Source organism: Pseudomonas sp. NCIMB 10586, assembly GCF_023127895.1.
Classification (GTDB): domain Bacteria; phylum Pseudomonadota; class Gammaproteobacteria; order Pseudomonadales; family Pseudomonadaceae; genus Aquipseudomonas; species Aquipseudomonas synxantha_A.
In genome coordinates this window covers 257,742-272,102 of sequence record NZ_SPKQ01000007.1, presented here as the reverse complement: position 1 = coordinate 272,102, position 14,361 = coordinate 257,742, and the positions used below count along the sequence as shown (strand labels likewise).

Here is a 14,361-nt window from a genome sequence, read left to right as displayed (position 1 = left end):
CACCTGATAAACCGCTATCGCAGGCAAGCCAGCTCCCACAGTTGATCGAGTTCCAGCGTTGGAACGCAGCCAGACTGTGGGAGCTGGCTTGCCTGCGATGAATCCAACTCGGTATACCTGAAAACCCTACTTCTTTTTCTTCGGCTTCAAATACTTGGTCAGCCCTTGAAACCAGATCACCAGCGCCGGGTTGCCCTTGATCTGAATCGACTTGTCCTGAATCCCCGTCATGAACGCCAGTTGCTTGTTCTTCGCCTGCATCGTGGCAAAACCGTAGGCGGCATCCTTGAAAGCAATCGCAAAGGCAGGCTCAGGGTGAACACCTGAACGGCTGGTGATGCGCTGGTCTTTGACAATGAAGTGACGGGCAACCTTGCCGTCGAGGGTCTGCAGCTGGAAGGCCAGGTCTTTGTCACCCAGTTGCTGCTGGAAGGCGGGATTGGTGCGGCTGGCTTTGCCCATCATCAGGCCAAGCACCCACAGAAGAAGACGAAATTTCATGCACACGGCCTCGGTGTATTTATTGGAGTGGCCGCAGCAGTGTAACGATTTGCAAATAGAACGCCACCGATCTTGCGCTTTAGGCGCAGATCGGCTGGCGTTTAACGCTTATAGCAACAAGTGCTTAGACGTTAGGGCAAGGTACCGGCGCCCAGTCAACCAGGTTCGGGTTGGTGCAGTTGAGCTTGAGCTGGGAATCACCCGCGTTGGCTACCTGCTTGCTTTCAGCTTGCTTGGCCTGGGCCGTTTGCAAGGTCTTCTCGGTGGTGACCGCTTCTTTCGGCACGGTTGGCAGCACCGGCTTTTTCGGTGGCTTGGTGCCCGCGCCTTTCTTCTTGGTCGGCGTCACGACAGGCGCCGCATCGGCCTGGGCCACGGTGACCACGTCGGCACGCTGCACGCCGACTTGCTGCAGGTCTTTTTCGTAAGCCTGAGTGTAGTTGTTCAGGTCTTCGCTGGCTTTGCCGTTGACTGCGACGATCAGGTCATTGGATTCCTTCAAGCCCGAGACGATTTCCGCCAGGCGCTTGCGGCCTTCGGTATCGTTGACGGTCTTGGCCTTGCGGTCGGCCACAAGCTTGGTGAACGCACTCTGGTAGCACTGCTGCGACGCCTTGGCGTAGGCGGTGCTGCGGTCGATGTCGGAGACGCTTTTATTCACGTCAGCGGCATAGGAGGCGATGCGCTGGTTGTCATCGGCGATCTGCTTCTGACGTTCGGTGTAGTAACCCGCCGCGCCGCCGGCCAGGGCGCCACCGGCAGCACCGATGGCGGCATTACGGCCACGTTTTTCCTTGTCGCCGGTCAGCGCGCCCAGCAACGCACCGCCGGCCGCGCCGATGGCGGCACCGGTCACCACCGACTTGGTCATGTTCGAGTCGGTGGCACGCAGATGCTGCACCGGCTCGTAGCAGTTGGGGTAGTACTCGACCTTGGTGCTCGACGCGACCTTGGACGCAGGCGACGTAGCGCAACCGGTCAACACGGTGCTGAAACCGGCCGCGATCAGCAGCAGGTGACGCTTGGAAACCGACTTACGGGAAAAAAGCATAGATGTGATCTCTGTTAAGTTTGACTTGCCCAGCACGGCCCACCGCCGCCTGAGTCCCTTCCAAGCTCGCTAGACAGCCAACGATCAAGACCGCTGACCGCTCGCTGCGAGCAATTCCTTCAAGATCGTTGCCGGGTCGGCCCGCTGTTGCTTGCGGTAGTTGCCGACATGGCGAACGAACAGTGTCGCGCGCGTCACCAGGCTCTTGCCGAGCACTGGCTTGCGATCCAACTCTTCCTTGACCCGTTGAAACTGCGCCTGGATCACCGCATCGGTGTAGCGCGTGCCGGTGGCCAGGTTGTCGATATAAATCGCCACCGCGCCGTCGAGGGCGCTGCGTCCATTGGCAATGGCGGTGGCGAACAGCTGCGCGCTGGCTTCGTCCTTGCTGTCGACGGCCTGCTGGCGACTCTTCTGCAGGTTGGCCAGGCGAATGTTGTAGTTGCTGATGGTCTCGGCCACCAACGCCGCCGACTGGATCAGGTTGCCCGCGGCCTCTTCGCGCTGCTGGGCGATCAGCGAAACGTTGCGCTTGAGCTCTTCGTTGACCAGACCCAGCTCGGCCTGCAGCTTGAGGTCGACGCTGGCGGCGATGATGCTGTCCAGGCGCTTGGTCGGGTCCTGGGCGTCGTCGATGGCGTCGGTCAGCGCAGCGAGGCGGCCTTCCTTCTGCCATTGGGCAAACAACTCCTTGTAGCGCGAACGCGGCGCCGACAACGCGCCGATCGCCACGCGAAAGCCGGTGGTCTCGTTGCTTTGCTCGGTGCCATCGGCTGCAAACAATGGGTATTCGCGGCGCATACCGGTAAACAAGGTGCCCTCGCCTTCCAGGTAATTGCCGCCCTTGACCACAAAGCCGCCATAGGTGCCCTGGCGTCGGCCGGCATGTACCAGCTGGAACGATTCCTGGACCATTTCCGCAGCGTTGCCGATCACGTCGAACAGGCCGATGGGGTTGGGCAATTTGGTGCCGATGGGCATCAGCCGTGCCGCCTGACCGGTGCCGCCGGCGACCTGGTTGAACACCGCGTAATCAGCCAGCGGGCCATCGCTTTCGCTGCCCTCGGCGCGCCGTGGATACAAGCGGCTTTCCAGGTCCTGACGGCTCACCGCCTGGCCGCCGCGTGCGGCGTATTCCCACTCAACCTCGGTAGGCAGGCGCACAAAGCCCAGGCCGCCGTCTTCGGCTAACGAACCGCGCCCGCTCACCGGCAACAACTCGCGGTGGTACTTCATCAGCCAGGCGCTGTACACCGCCGAAAAATGCTCGGCTTCAAAACGCGACAGCTTCACCTTGGGCAACCGCCCGGCCATGCCGGTGGGCGCGTCACACGCCGGTGCCGGTTCACCGCTGGCCAGGGACTGCGCCTGGCCCATCACCTGGGCATATTGGCGTGCAGTCACTTCGTACTTGCCGATGAAGTACAGCATGGGCTTGAGTGGGGTCTTGGCGTCGGTCTTGGGCATCAGCGGCGCGATGACCTTGTTCCAGGCCTTGGGCAAGTCCTTGAGGGTGAACTGGCCGTTGATGAAGTCGCGGCGATAACCGGAAATAAACGACTGCTGGTAACCGGCCTCGCCTTCGGCAAAGGGGTAGCCGAGGCTGACTTCGCGGTCATCCAGGGTGCCCTGGGCCAGCACGTAGGCATAGCGGAACACCATGTTGCCTTCGCACGGCAGCGGCAAGCTCACGTCATCCGGCAACGGTTTCGGGTTGTCGAGCTTGTCGCTTGCCTCATCCGCCCAGGCCAGCGAGGCCAGGCTCAGCGCCACGCAGGCGCCCAGTAACTTATACATCTCTGATTCCTTCAGAAGCCTGGATACGCGCCACCCGCCACCCCCCACAGGCCGCCGCCACGGCGCTGACGCCGAGCACGGCAGCCAGGGCCAGGCCGTAGTGACGCGCCAACAGATGGCTGGCGTACTCGCCCGGCACCTGCACGAAGAGTTGATTCAAACCCGCTTCGGCCAGGCCATAGAGCCCAACACTGAGCAAGCCCGCAAAACCGGCGCTGTACAGCGCCTGCAACAGCACGAACAGCAACAGCGCGCCGGTGGAAAACCCCAGCAGGCGCAACACTGACAATTCCCGCCGCTTGCGCGCGACCGCCGCCAACGCGCCGGCAAATATCGCCGCAAAGGCTCCGGCCAGGGCCAACCCGGCGATGATCCAGAATACAATCGACAGGTTGCGGCTCAACGACTGCACTTGGGCGATAGTGTGCGCCTGGGTCGACACCAGCAGGTTCTGCCCGGCGAAATACACCCGCAGCGGTTCCACATCACTGAGGCTGCGCGCATACAGGCGAAACGCCGGATAGATACGCTGTTCGCTCACGCCCGCCACCTCGCCGTCCCAATGCAACGCCGGCACCGCACGGCCATCGCGATAATCTTCCGCCGCTTCCAGCAACGCTAAATCAGTCAACAGTCCATCACGGGCAAAGGCTTCCAACGGCAACACCGCCAGCACTTGCAACCGCGTGCGCTGGGCCTCGACGCGCCCCGCCACTTGCCGCGCAAAGCTGGTTTCCAGCCAGTCACCGGGCCTTGCCGCAAGCTTTTCGGCAGCGGTATGGCTGAGCACAATCTGATCCAAACCGTGAGGCATCGGTAAGCCTGCCAACAACGGATCACCCGCTGCGGTTGGCAACATTTCCAGGGTCAGCGCGCCCACTTGGGCCGTTGCCGCAATCTGCCGTGTGCGCGGCAAAGCAAACGCCACATCGCTGCGCTGCCCCAACTGCTCGATAAACGCTGCGCTGAATCGGCCACCGCCCAACGGGATAATTTCACGGGTAGCCGGATCGGTCTCCAAGCGTTCGGTCAAACTGCTAACCAGTCCAAATTTCAGGCTGAATAACACCAGCAATGGCGCGATAACCGCTACCAGCGCCAGCACCGAACAGGCCGACAGCCAACCGTCGTTGCGATAGTCCTGCCAGGCGAGTGAGGCAAGCAGACCGATGCGCATCAGCACGCCTCCCCGAGGGTTGCGGTGACGCCGCCGTCAGCATCGCGACGGCAACCGATACGCCGCACCTGCAAGCCACTGGCGCGGGCCAGGGGTTCGTCATGGGTGGCGATCACACAGGCCGCCCGCTGTTCACGGGCCCGGGCCAGCAGCGCCTGCATCACCCGCTCGGCGTTGAGCGGGTCGAGGGAAGCGGTCGGCTCATCCGCCAGCACCAGTTGCGGCGCATGGGCCAGGGCGCGGGCACAACTCACGCGCTGGCGCTGGCCCACCGACAACGCCGCCGGGCGCTTGGCCAACTGATCGCTGACCTGCAACTGCTCGGCCAGACGCGCCACGCTGCCGTCGTCCTTCAAGCCCAGCAATTGCCGGGACAAAGCGATATTGCCGCGCACATCCAGAAACCCCAGCAGCCCACCGGTTTGCGGTACATAGCCCAAGTGCTGGCTGCGCAACGCGGCCAGGGCGGATTGCCGGTCGGCACGCCACAGCGCGCCGATGTCCTGCTGGTTGAACGCAAACTGCCCGACCTGATCCGGCGCCAATACCAGCGCCAGCAGATCCAGCAACGTGCTTTTGCCGCAACCACTGGGGCCGACAATCGCCAGTTGTTCGCCCGCTTGCAGGTGCAACACCGGAATCACCAGGCTGTAGCGCTGGCTACCAACGCCCCGGCTCTTGTGCACTGCGCTCAGGTTCAACATTACGGCAGCGTCGACAGCGGCACGCGGTACAACGCATCACCCGGTTCGGCATCGCCGAAACGGACCCAGTTGGCCACGTCGTTATGGAAGGTTTCATACAGGCGGATTTTCGAATCCAGCTCGTCGATAAAGTCTTCCTGCTCAGCCACGCTCAACGACAGCCACAAATCCTGGGTCATGTTCAGCGACTTGCTGCGGTACGGCAGGCCCTCCAGGTATTCACCGAGCAGACCGCCGTCGGCCAGGTTGCCGCCCTTGCGCAGGGCCTGCGGGTCTCGGCTCATGTAAGCCGAGGCGCTGGCAATTTCCTGGAAGAAATCCTTGGGCGAGCTTTGGGTTTTGCGCGCCGCATCCACGATCAACTTCAGCGACTGTTGCAGGTCATTGAGTTGCAGCTTGGTCAGCATCACGCACACCTGGAACGCTGGCAGTGCCGGGTTGGTCAGGTCGCGGTCGGCGGTCCAGGCGCTGACCAGTTGCGGCGCCTGGCTGGCGGTTTTGCGCCCGAGGAAGTCCATGTGCATGGCATAGCCGACCGCGGTGGATTTGTCCGCCAGGCTTGGCGCCGAACCGAGCAGCGGCACCGGTTGCGGCGTGTTGTTGCGCACCTGATGCACCAGGTCGGCGAACACTGTACCGATCTCATCGACGCGCTCACCCAGCTTGCGCACATCGCCTCCCGGCACTGGCGTGTACAGGTCACCGATCTGCGGGTTGGCGTCGGCGGTAAGGATGCGGTACTGGCTCTCGGCACCGGCGTGGGTTTTCTTGCCGACATCGGTGCGCAGATGCAGCGCGTAGATCTTGATCTGCTTGCCGAGTGCGGCCTGTCGCACTTCGGCTTCGTTCATCTGGGTAGCGGCGAACGGGTCGTTCTTGCGCAGCGCACCCGCGTCGGTGACCAGCAGGATGATGCGCCCGCCATAGCCCGACCAGTCCATGCCATCCACCGCCTGCATCACCCCGGCAAACGCATCTTCGTTGAAGGAATGGCTGGAGACGGTTGAGGCTTTGACCTGGCGCGCCATATCGAGGAAGCGCTGCGGATCGCGCCCCTGGTCGAGGCTGATCAGGGTCTTGGCGACGTACTCAAGGCCAGGGGTTTTCTTGATGCTGCTGCGAAAGCCGACCAGGCCGAAGCTGACGCTGTCCAGTTCGCCGCGCTCGGCGATACGGGTTTGCAACTCGTGTACGACGTCGCGGATCTGGTCGATGTAGGGCTGCATCGATACCGTGGTATCCACCACCAGAACCACGGCGGTGCGGAATGCATCGGCATTGGCGCTGAGTGTCGGGGTCGCCGGTGTGGCAGCCGCGCTGCGGCCTGGGTCGATAGAGGCCACGTTGAGCAACTGCACCGGCTGGCCGTTTTCGTCGAAGCTCTCTTTTGAGTCGAAAATCGGCAACAGGTAGAACTGGTTTTGCGGAACCGCGCTGGCGGTCGGCTCAAGGGCCAGGACTTGCTGGTTGTCCTCAGGGTTACTCTGCGCCTTGGTCAGCACGCTTTTCGCGGCGGCAGGATCGGCCAACAGTTTCTCCACCTCGCCGGATTGGCGCAGGAACATCACGGGCGCACGCCCCGAGCGCTCGGTGAACTTGAGCACCAGGCTTTGTTTCCAGTCGCTGACCTGGGCGGCCGGCAACCAACCGTCGCTGCGCCCATCGGTGGCGGCGCCCACGCGTACCCACGGGCTGCCATCCACTTCCTTGCGCTGGTACACGTAGAGCACGGAAAACGCCGGCAACGCTTTACCCGGCGCGCTGCCCGCGTCTGCTGAAAGCTGGGCGCCGGGCTTGCTGAGTACGCGCTGGAACAGGGTCTTCTTGCCCGCCATCAGCAACGGACGTTGACCGCCATCCACTGCAGCGACAGCCACCGGTGGCATCACCGTGGGCACCACGGCGGCTGGCGGCTGAGCCGGTTCATCGCTGCCACTCAACCACCAGTAGCTGGCGCCACCAATGGCCAACGCGACGGCGACCGCCACGGCGGCCAAGGCCAATACCGGACCACGGCGCTGCTCGGAGGGCGCACTGTGCTGGGTCGGCGTGACCACCGGTTGGCGCACTATTGGCTGCGGCTGCGGTTTATCAGTCGGAATGTCGATGGTGACAGGGGTCATGCCCGCCAGATCAAAGCTCAGAGGAATCGGCAGCGGCCGTACCAGCGTGGCGTCCGATTCATCCGCCGGCAGTTGATCCAGCGCCAACAACAACGCTGCCGCATCCGGATAACGCTGCGCCGGGTCTTTGGCCAACAACTTGCGCAGCACACCCTGGTAACGCCCGTGATGCACAGGCAATTCCGGCAACGGCTCAGTCAGGTGCGCCAGCGCAGTGGAAAGCGCATCGGTGCCGCTGTAGGGCAGCTTGCCGACGAGGATTTCGTACAGCACCACACCGAGTGCGTAGAGATCGGCGCGCCCGTCGATCTCCTGGCCCCGCGCCTGCTCGGGGCTCATGTAGCTGGGTGTACCCACGGCAAACCCGGCCTGGGTGAATTGGGTGCGGTCGTCCAGCGACTTGGCGATACCAAAGTCGGAAAGTACTGCGGTGCCATCGGCGCGGAACAGAATGTTCGCCGGCTTGACGTCGCGGTGCACCAAGCCCTGGGCATGGGCATAACCCAGCGCCGAGGCGATCTGGCGGATCAGCGTCACCCCCTGCTCCGGCGTCAGGCCGGCAGCGATGCGCTCCTTGAGCGTGCCGTTGGGCAGGTATTCCATGGCCATGTAATACAGCTCACCGACGTTGCCGATGTCATGGATGGTCACCGTGTGCGGGTGCGACAGGCGCGCCAGGGTCTTGCCCTCACGCAGGAAGCGCTCGCAGAAACTCGGATCGGCTGCCAGCGCCGCGGCCATCACCTTCAACGCTACCTTGCGCTCCAGCGACCGCTGGGTCGCCAGGTACACGCTGGCCATGGCGCCTTCGCCGATCTCGCCTTCGATGTCATAACCTGGAATGACAATGTTCATGACGAGACCTTCACGACGAGGGTGGTGATGTTGTCCGGTGCGCCGCGATTGAGCCCCAGGTGCACCAGGCTGCGCACGATTTCGTCCGGTGCGTCATGGCTGAGCACGTCGCGGATTTCGCGGTCTTCGACGGTCTTGTTCAGGCCGTCGCTGCACAACAGGTAGCTGTCGCCGGGAGCGATCAACAGTTCAACCGACGCCACGTCCAGTTGCGCTTCCACGCCGACAGCGCGGGTGACGATATTGGAGCGCGGATGAGTGCGGGCGTCAGCTTCGCTGAGCAAGCCGCTGTCTTGCAGGTCCTGCACGTAGCTGTGGTCGCGGGAGATGCTTTCCAGCACGCCGTCACGCAGGCGATACAAGCGACTGTCGCCGGCCCACAGGCACACACCGCGCAAGCCGCGGGCGGCGAATACCACCACCGTACTGCCCATCATGGTCACGCCACGGTTGGCGGTTTCTTCGCGTACAGCGGTGTTGATGCGCAGCAGATCATTGCGCAGCGCCGCGGTGTATTCGTCGAGGGAGCGGCCCAGCGGTACATGGCGCAGGCTGTCGACGATCAAGCTGCTGACATAGTCCCCCGCGGCGTGCCCGCCCATGCCATCGGCCACCACCCACAGGCGGTTTTCCGGCAGGTCCAGAAAGGCATCTTCGTTGACTTGGCGAACCATGCCCACATGGCTTTTGCTCGCGGATTTGTACGTCGCGCCCATCTACACCACACCTTCTTGTCCGAGCAAAAACTGCGCAAAATCATTGGCGGCAGGCAAGCCCTGGCACCGTAATAAACCAGGTGAAATACGTTGCGAACCACGGCCCCACCACAGGCTCGCGCCCTCGCACGCCTGTTCGGCCAGTGCGGTCATGCGCTGATGGGGCACGATGGCGGCCACGCGCTGCAGGCCGGCGAAACGGCTGTCGACCGCACGCGGCTCACTCGCCGGAAAGCCCAGGGCGTCGAGACCCGCGTTGAAACTTTCGAAGGTAGCGCCACTGTCCAGGGTGCTGAGCAACAGCTCTTCGGCCTGCTCGAACCAGGTGTCCGGCCCGCCCACCAGGGAGGCGGGGTTGGTGTCGTGATCCAGCAAGGTGACCACGGCCAGCGGAAAATACCGCCCGACCCGATCAATGCTCGGCATCACCACGCCCGCCGCGGCATCGGGCCCGCATACGCCTGGCGCCAGTACGAAGCGCCACAAAGGGCTGACCAGATACACGTTGAGCCAGTCACCGCCCAGGCTGTTCTGGCTGGCGAGCAAACCCGCCGCCAGCCAGCTGTCCCACGGGCCGATAAAACTCTGGGGCAAGGCGCGGCTGACAAAGTCCCCGCGACTGGCCAACTTGCCGTAGAAACCCACAGTCGTCATAGCCGCTCCGGCAGGCTGAAACCGCTGAGCACGCGGCTTCTGAACGGGTTGAAGGCACTGTTGGCGCGCAGCTCGTAGGCGATGCTCGCACCATCAACCCGCAGGCGCAGGTTGAAGCGGTCCGGCGAGTTGCCCGCGGTGAGATCCGATTGCTCCAGCAGACGGAACCAGGCCCACGGACCGTCCAGCGTGATACCGGAGCGACCACTGGCCGACGGCGGCATGATGGAAATACGCACCACGCCGATGCTGCCAGGGTTCGGCCATTGCATCGCTACCGGGCGGCTCGGGCCGTGGTCGTAGCTCAACTGCTGGCCATCCAGATCAAGCAGAAACTGGGTGATGGTCGGGTCCATCGACACCGGCTTGAGCTCGAAACGCACGATAGGCTGGGTGCCCCCGGACCTGAAGAACGCATCGCGAATTGTCGCCGCCCGCTGGAAGGTTTGCAGCACGCCCGGGGCAATCCCCAGCTTCTGCGCCGCGCCCGGTTGCCAGCGCCAGGTCTGTGCCGATGTATCCACATAGGGCTGCAAGTATTTGCGGAAGTAGTTATCCATCACCCCGCCCACGCCGAAGAACTGGCCGAAGTCATCCAGGGTGGCGTCCCGCGCACTGCCCGGCGACATCGGGTAGCGACCGGCCAACGACTGACGATACACGTTGACCACTTCACTGACCCAGGCCGCGTTCAGCTGGTTACGCACCCCGCCCATCATGCTGTTGGTGGTGGAATTGACCACCGACTTGACCATGCCCTGCACCAGCGGCGGCTGGCGCTCGGCATTCAGGCTGACCCGCGTGGCCGCAGCCGCCGCCTGGTTCTTGGCCTCACCGAGCAAGGCATCGCCGCTGGCACCGACCATGGCGCTGACCTGCACATACAGCGCATTCATGTCCGACAGCAGGCCGTCGATGGCCGCCGGTTCGCCTTCGTTTTTGCTGACGATGCTGTTGAGTTCGGCAAAGTGCGCGGTCACCGGATCCTCCGACGCCGCCGGGGCATTCGCCGTCGGTTGCTCCTGGCCAAGCAAGCTGCCAAGGCGCTCCTTGAGCTTGTCGACGCCACCTTCCACCGGTACACCCTTGGCAGCCAACTGGCGCTCTTCGGCTTGCAGATCGGTTTCCCTGGCGACCGCCACCAGCAGCTTTTTCAGCGGCGAGGTCGGGCCGGAAATCACCCGCAGCACGTCGGCGGCCTGGGCCACGCTGGTGATCGGCACAAAGTCGATGTCGGCAAGCAGCGCATCCCACTGACGCTGGTAGTCCTGGAAGTACAAGCGACGCACATCCGCGGCCAGGCTCACCACGTTTTGCTGATCGGCCTGTTCGTGGCCCAGCACCCATTGTTCCTCGGCCAGGGTGCCGGTCTGGTTCAGGCTGCTCAGCAAGAACGCCTGACGATAGCCCTTGGCAGTGAAGAAACCACTCAACGGCTCACCCAATGGCTTGCCGCTTTTGCGGCTGAACACCAGCGCGGCGTCACGCCCAGCGGCTTCGTTGAGACGAAAGTCCGGGATGCCTTCGGGCAGTTTCTGGCGCTTGACCCGGTCATACACGCGCTGGGCCACCGGCAGTTGCTGCAACTGGCGTCGCAGGTCATCGATCAGGCGCGGGTCCAGGCGGGCGCTCGGCGGGTGCCGTCCGAACAGCGCTTGCAAGTGCCCGGCCAGCGCCTGACGCTGATCGGCCGGAAGGTCGCGGGGCAGGTTGCGGTCCCAGTCCAGGGCGATCCAGGCCTTGATAAAGTCCGGATCGTAATGCTCGGTGTCGGCGAGCATCAGGTAGGCCTTGAGGCCCTCGTAGAGAAAGTCGGAGTTACCGCCGCCGTGCAGTTGCTCTTCGATGCGCGTCACCAAGCGTGGCGCGAACACGGCGATCAACAGCTTGCGGTAGACACTGGCGGATTCGGCTTCAAGCATATCGCCCTGATACAGCCCCAGCCCTTCGGACCAGCTCGGCGAATCCCCCGCGAGGTTCTTCACCGCGTTCAGCAGTGGTAGCACCGCGAGCACTTCTCGTTGTGCCGGGCTCAGGTTCTGCACGGTCTGGCCCAGGGGCGCAACTTTCTGATCGACCTGGGCGATATACGCCTGGTTGGCGCGATAACTCACCCACCACAGGCTGCTGACCACCACGACCAGCGCAACGGTGGCCGCCAGCACACCACGTGCAATCCACTTGCGGCGCCGTTCGATTTTCGGGTTCACCCCCACCAAGCCACGCTCGGCGAAAGCCACTGCGGTGAAGAGTTTTTCGATGAAGTAACTGCGCCCGGTGCCGCTCTGGCGCGCCAGGTGCTGGCGGTCCAGGTTCATGCTCTGGGCCATGGCGCCGATCAGGCGGTCAATCGGGCTGCCTTCCTGGGTGCCGCTGGTGAAATACACGCCACGCAGCAACACGCGCTCTTCAAAGGCGTTGGGCTTGAACACACCTTCAAGGAAGCTTTGCAGACAGTCCTTCAACGCGCCGAACTGCTGCGGGAAACCGTAGATCAGGTCGCGGCGTGCCGGGTCGCGCTCCTGTTGCAGACGCTCGACCAGGCGTTCGTTGAGGCGCTGCTCCAGCCCGGCGAATTCGCTTTGCAGGTGCGCCAACGGGCTGTCGCTATTTTTGCCGTCGTCCAGGGCAAAGGTCATGCCCCACACCTGGGCGCGCTCTTCCTTGCTCAGGTTGTCGAAGAACTCCATGAAGCCCGGCACCAGGTCGAGCTTGGTCAGCATCAGGTAGATGGGGAAACGCACGCCCAACTGGGTGTACAGCTCCTGGATACGCAGGCGAATCGCGGCGGCATGGGCGGCGCGCTCGGCGTCTGTACCCAGCAGCAAATCCGACAGGCTGATGGCGATAAACGCACCATCGATGGGTCGGCGCGAACGTTGCTTTTTCAGCAGGTCAAGAAAGCCCAGCCACGCGGCTTTATCCACCGTCGAGTTGCTGTCCTGGGTGGTGTAGCGGCCCGCGGTGTCAAGCAAAACGGCCTGATCGGTAAACCACCAGTCGCAGTTACGCGTACCACCGACGCCGCGCACGGCACCGGCGCCCAACTGCGCCGCCAGCGGAAAGTGCAATCCGGAATTGACCAGTGCGGTGGTCTTGCCCGAACCCGGCGGGCCAATGATCACGTACCACGGCAGCTCGTAAAGGTTGCGGCGTTCGTCACCGCCCAGCTTGGCTTTTTTCAGCAGCGTCAGGGCTTCGTCCATGCGCTGGCGCAAGGTCGACAACTCTTCGGCAGTGGCAACACTGTTGGGATCAGCCGGGGTTTCGGCGGCCAGGCTGCGCATCACTTCGGCGGCCTGACGGCGGGCCTGGATGATGCGGAACACGCGGTAGGCGAGCCACAGCGCAAATACCAGAATGATCAGCGCCCAACGTCGCCCTTCGGGCATCAACACGTCGAGCAACGGCCCGACAAACCAGATGATCAGGCTCAGAGCAATCAGGCCCAGAACGGGGATCACCCAGCGAATCATGAAACTGAAAAACGCCTTCACTCGACGCCCTCCGCCAGTACGGTGATTTCAACCCGACGATTGCGGGCACGGCCTTCGGCAGTCCCGTTGCTCGCCAGCGGCTCGGTGTCGCTACGGCCTTCGGCGCTGAAGCGATCAGCCTGGCCGGTCTTGGCCGCGAGGATCTCCAGCACCGACTTGGCCCGGGCTTCGGACAGCGCCCAGTTCGACGGAAAGCGCAGCGTGGCGATCGGGCGGTTGTCGCTATGGCCGGTGACACGCACCTGACCCTTGACCTTGCGAATGGCATCAGCGATGCGCAGCATCAGCGGCTGGTAAGCATCGACAATGCTGGAGCTGGCGGAGGCGAACAGCTCATCGCCACGAATGGTCACCACCGAACGGTCAACCTTGTCTTCCACGGCCACGCGACCGGCCTTGATGTCTTCGGCCAGGAAGCCGGCCAGGCGCGGCCGCTCGATCACTTTTGGCTGCGCCACCGGACGGTCGATGGCCTGCACCGGGATCTCGCCCAGTGCATGAATGTTTTTAAACACTGGCTCGGCGTCCGAGGCCAGTTTCATGCGCAGGCCAAACAGCAACGCCAGCAGCAGCGCCACGCCGATCGCCACGGCGATCCACGGTGGCATGAACTGCGCCAGGCGATCACGGGCCACGGTCACGCCGCGCCAGTGCGGCGACAGCTCACGCTCGTGTTCACCACGGGCACTGCGAATCGCTGCGGCGGTGCGCTCGCGCAAGGCTTCCAATTGGCTGCGACCGTCGGTCATCACGCGGTAGCGGCCTTCGAAACCCAGGCACATGCACAGGTACAACAGCTCCAACAGGTACAGGCGTTCCCGTGGGCTTTGCAGGCAGTGGTCGAGCAACTGGAAGACCTTTTCACCGCCCCAGGCTTCGTTGTGCACGGTGATCAGCAGGCTTTGCTTGCCCCAATCACTGGTGCTGCCCCACGGCGTGCTCAACACCGCTTCATCCAGGGCGGTGCACAGCGCGTAACGGGCCAGCAGCACTTCGTTGCGCGCCACACCAGCCGCTTCGGCGCGCTCTTCGAACTGACGCAGATAGGCCAACAACTGCGCCCGCAGGCTGGCTGGCGCCGGGTGGGCGATGGTGTTGCGCAGCCGCGTCAGCAACGCCAGTAAAGGGCCGGCGGCGCTTTCCAGCGGGTTGAGGCCCTGGCTTTTGCCGGTGAGGATCGGCGCAGCCGGCATCGACAGCGGCGTCGGTTCTGCGCGTGCAGGCTCCGGCGCTCGGCCACCCGGGCGCGGCATGAACTGGGTGCGGTCATCATCATTGGGGTGCAT

The 14,361-nt window shown here is 63.5% G+C and carries 10 protein-coding genes; all 10 read right to left on the bottom strand.

Annotated elements, in window-relative coordinates; all coding sequences use genetic code 11:
* Positions 1–126: 126 nt before the first annotated feature.
* Positions 127–501, bottom strand: a complete 375-nt coding sequence (locus tag E4P01_RS03320; protein WP_032803751.1) for a hypothetical protein — start codon at positions 499–501, stop codon at positions 127–129.
* A gap of 124 nt (positions 502–625) precedes the next feature.
* On the bottom strand, positions 626–1,552 hold the full coding sequence (gene tagQ / locus E4P01_RS03315) for a type VI secretion system-associated lipoprotein TagQ (protein ID WP_032878708.1): 927 nt from the start codon (positions 1,550–1,552) through the stop codon (positions 626–628).
* Between the two features lie 84 nt (positions 1,553–1,636).
* On the bottom strand, positions 1,637–3,349 hold the full coding sequence (locus tag E4P01_RS03310; RefSeq protein WP_248129890.1) for an SUMF1/EgtB/PvdO family nonheme iron enzyme: 1,713 nt from the start codon (positions 3,347–3,349) through the stop codon (positions 1,637–1,639).
* Positions 3,342–4,526 carry an ABC transporter permease gene (locus E4P01_RS03305; RefSeq protein ID WP_248129888.1) on the bottom strand — a complete coding sequence of 395 codons (1,185 nt, stop codon included), beginning with the start codon at positions 4,524–4,526 and terminating at the stop codon, positions 3,342–3,344. The genes E4P01_RS03310 and E4P01_RS03305 overlap by 8 nt, the downstream gene beginning before the upstream one ends.
* Complete coding sequence (locus E4P01_RS03300; protein WP_078822639.1) at positions 4,526–5,230, bottom strand: ABC transporter ATP-binding protein; 705 nt, start codon at positions 5,228–5,230, stop codon at positions 4,526–4,528. The genes E4P01_RS03305 and E4P01_RS03300 overlap by 1 nt, the downstream gene beginning before the upstream one ends.
* The gene (locus tag E4P01_RS03295) at positions 5,230–8,208 is read right to left on the bottom strand and encodes a serine/threonine-protein kinase (RefSeq protein ID WP_216090485.1); all 2,979 of its coding nucleotides are present in this window, start codon (positions 8,206–8,208) and stop codon (positions 5,230–5,232) included. The genes E4P01_RS03300 and E4P01_RS03295 overlap by 1 nt, the downstream gene beginning before the upstream one ends.
* Entirely contained in the window at positions 8,205–8,924 is a 720-nt protein-coding gene (locus tag E4P01_RS03290) for a protein phosphatase 2C domain-containing protein (protein WP_005792503.1), read from the bottom strand. Before E4P01_RS03290 ends, E4P01_RS03295 begins: the two co-directional genes overlap by 4 nt.
* Positions 8,925–9,578 carry a type VI secretion system-associated protein TagF gene (tagF, locus tag E4P01_RS03285; protein ID WP_103734146.1) on the bottom strand — a complete coding sequence of 218 codons (654 nt, stop codon included), beginning with the start codon at positions 9,576–9,578 and terminating at the stop codon, positions 8,925–8,927. It abuts the gene before it with no gap.
* Positions 9,575–13,075 carry a type VI secretion system membrane subunit TssM gene (gene tssM / locus E4P01_RS03280; protein ID WP_216090486.1) on the bottom strand — a complete coding sequence of 1,167 codons (3,501 nt, stop codon included), beginning with the start codon at positions 13,073–13,075 and terminating at the stop codon, positions 9,575–9,577. The genes tagF and tssM overlap by 4 nt, the downstream gene beginning before the upstream one ends.
* The gene (locus E4P01_RS03275) at positions 13,072–14,361 is read right to left on the bottom strand and encodes a DotU family type VI secretion system protein (RefSeq protein WP_078822642.1); all 1,290 of its coding nucleotides are present in this window, start codon (positions 14,359–14,361) and stop codon (positions 13,072–13,074) included. The genes tssM and E4P01_RS03275 overlap by 4 nt, the downstream gene beginning before the upstream one ends.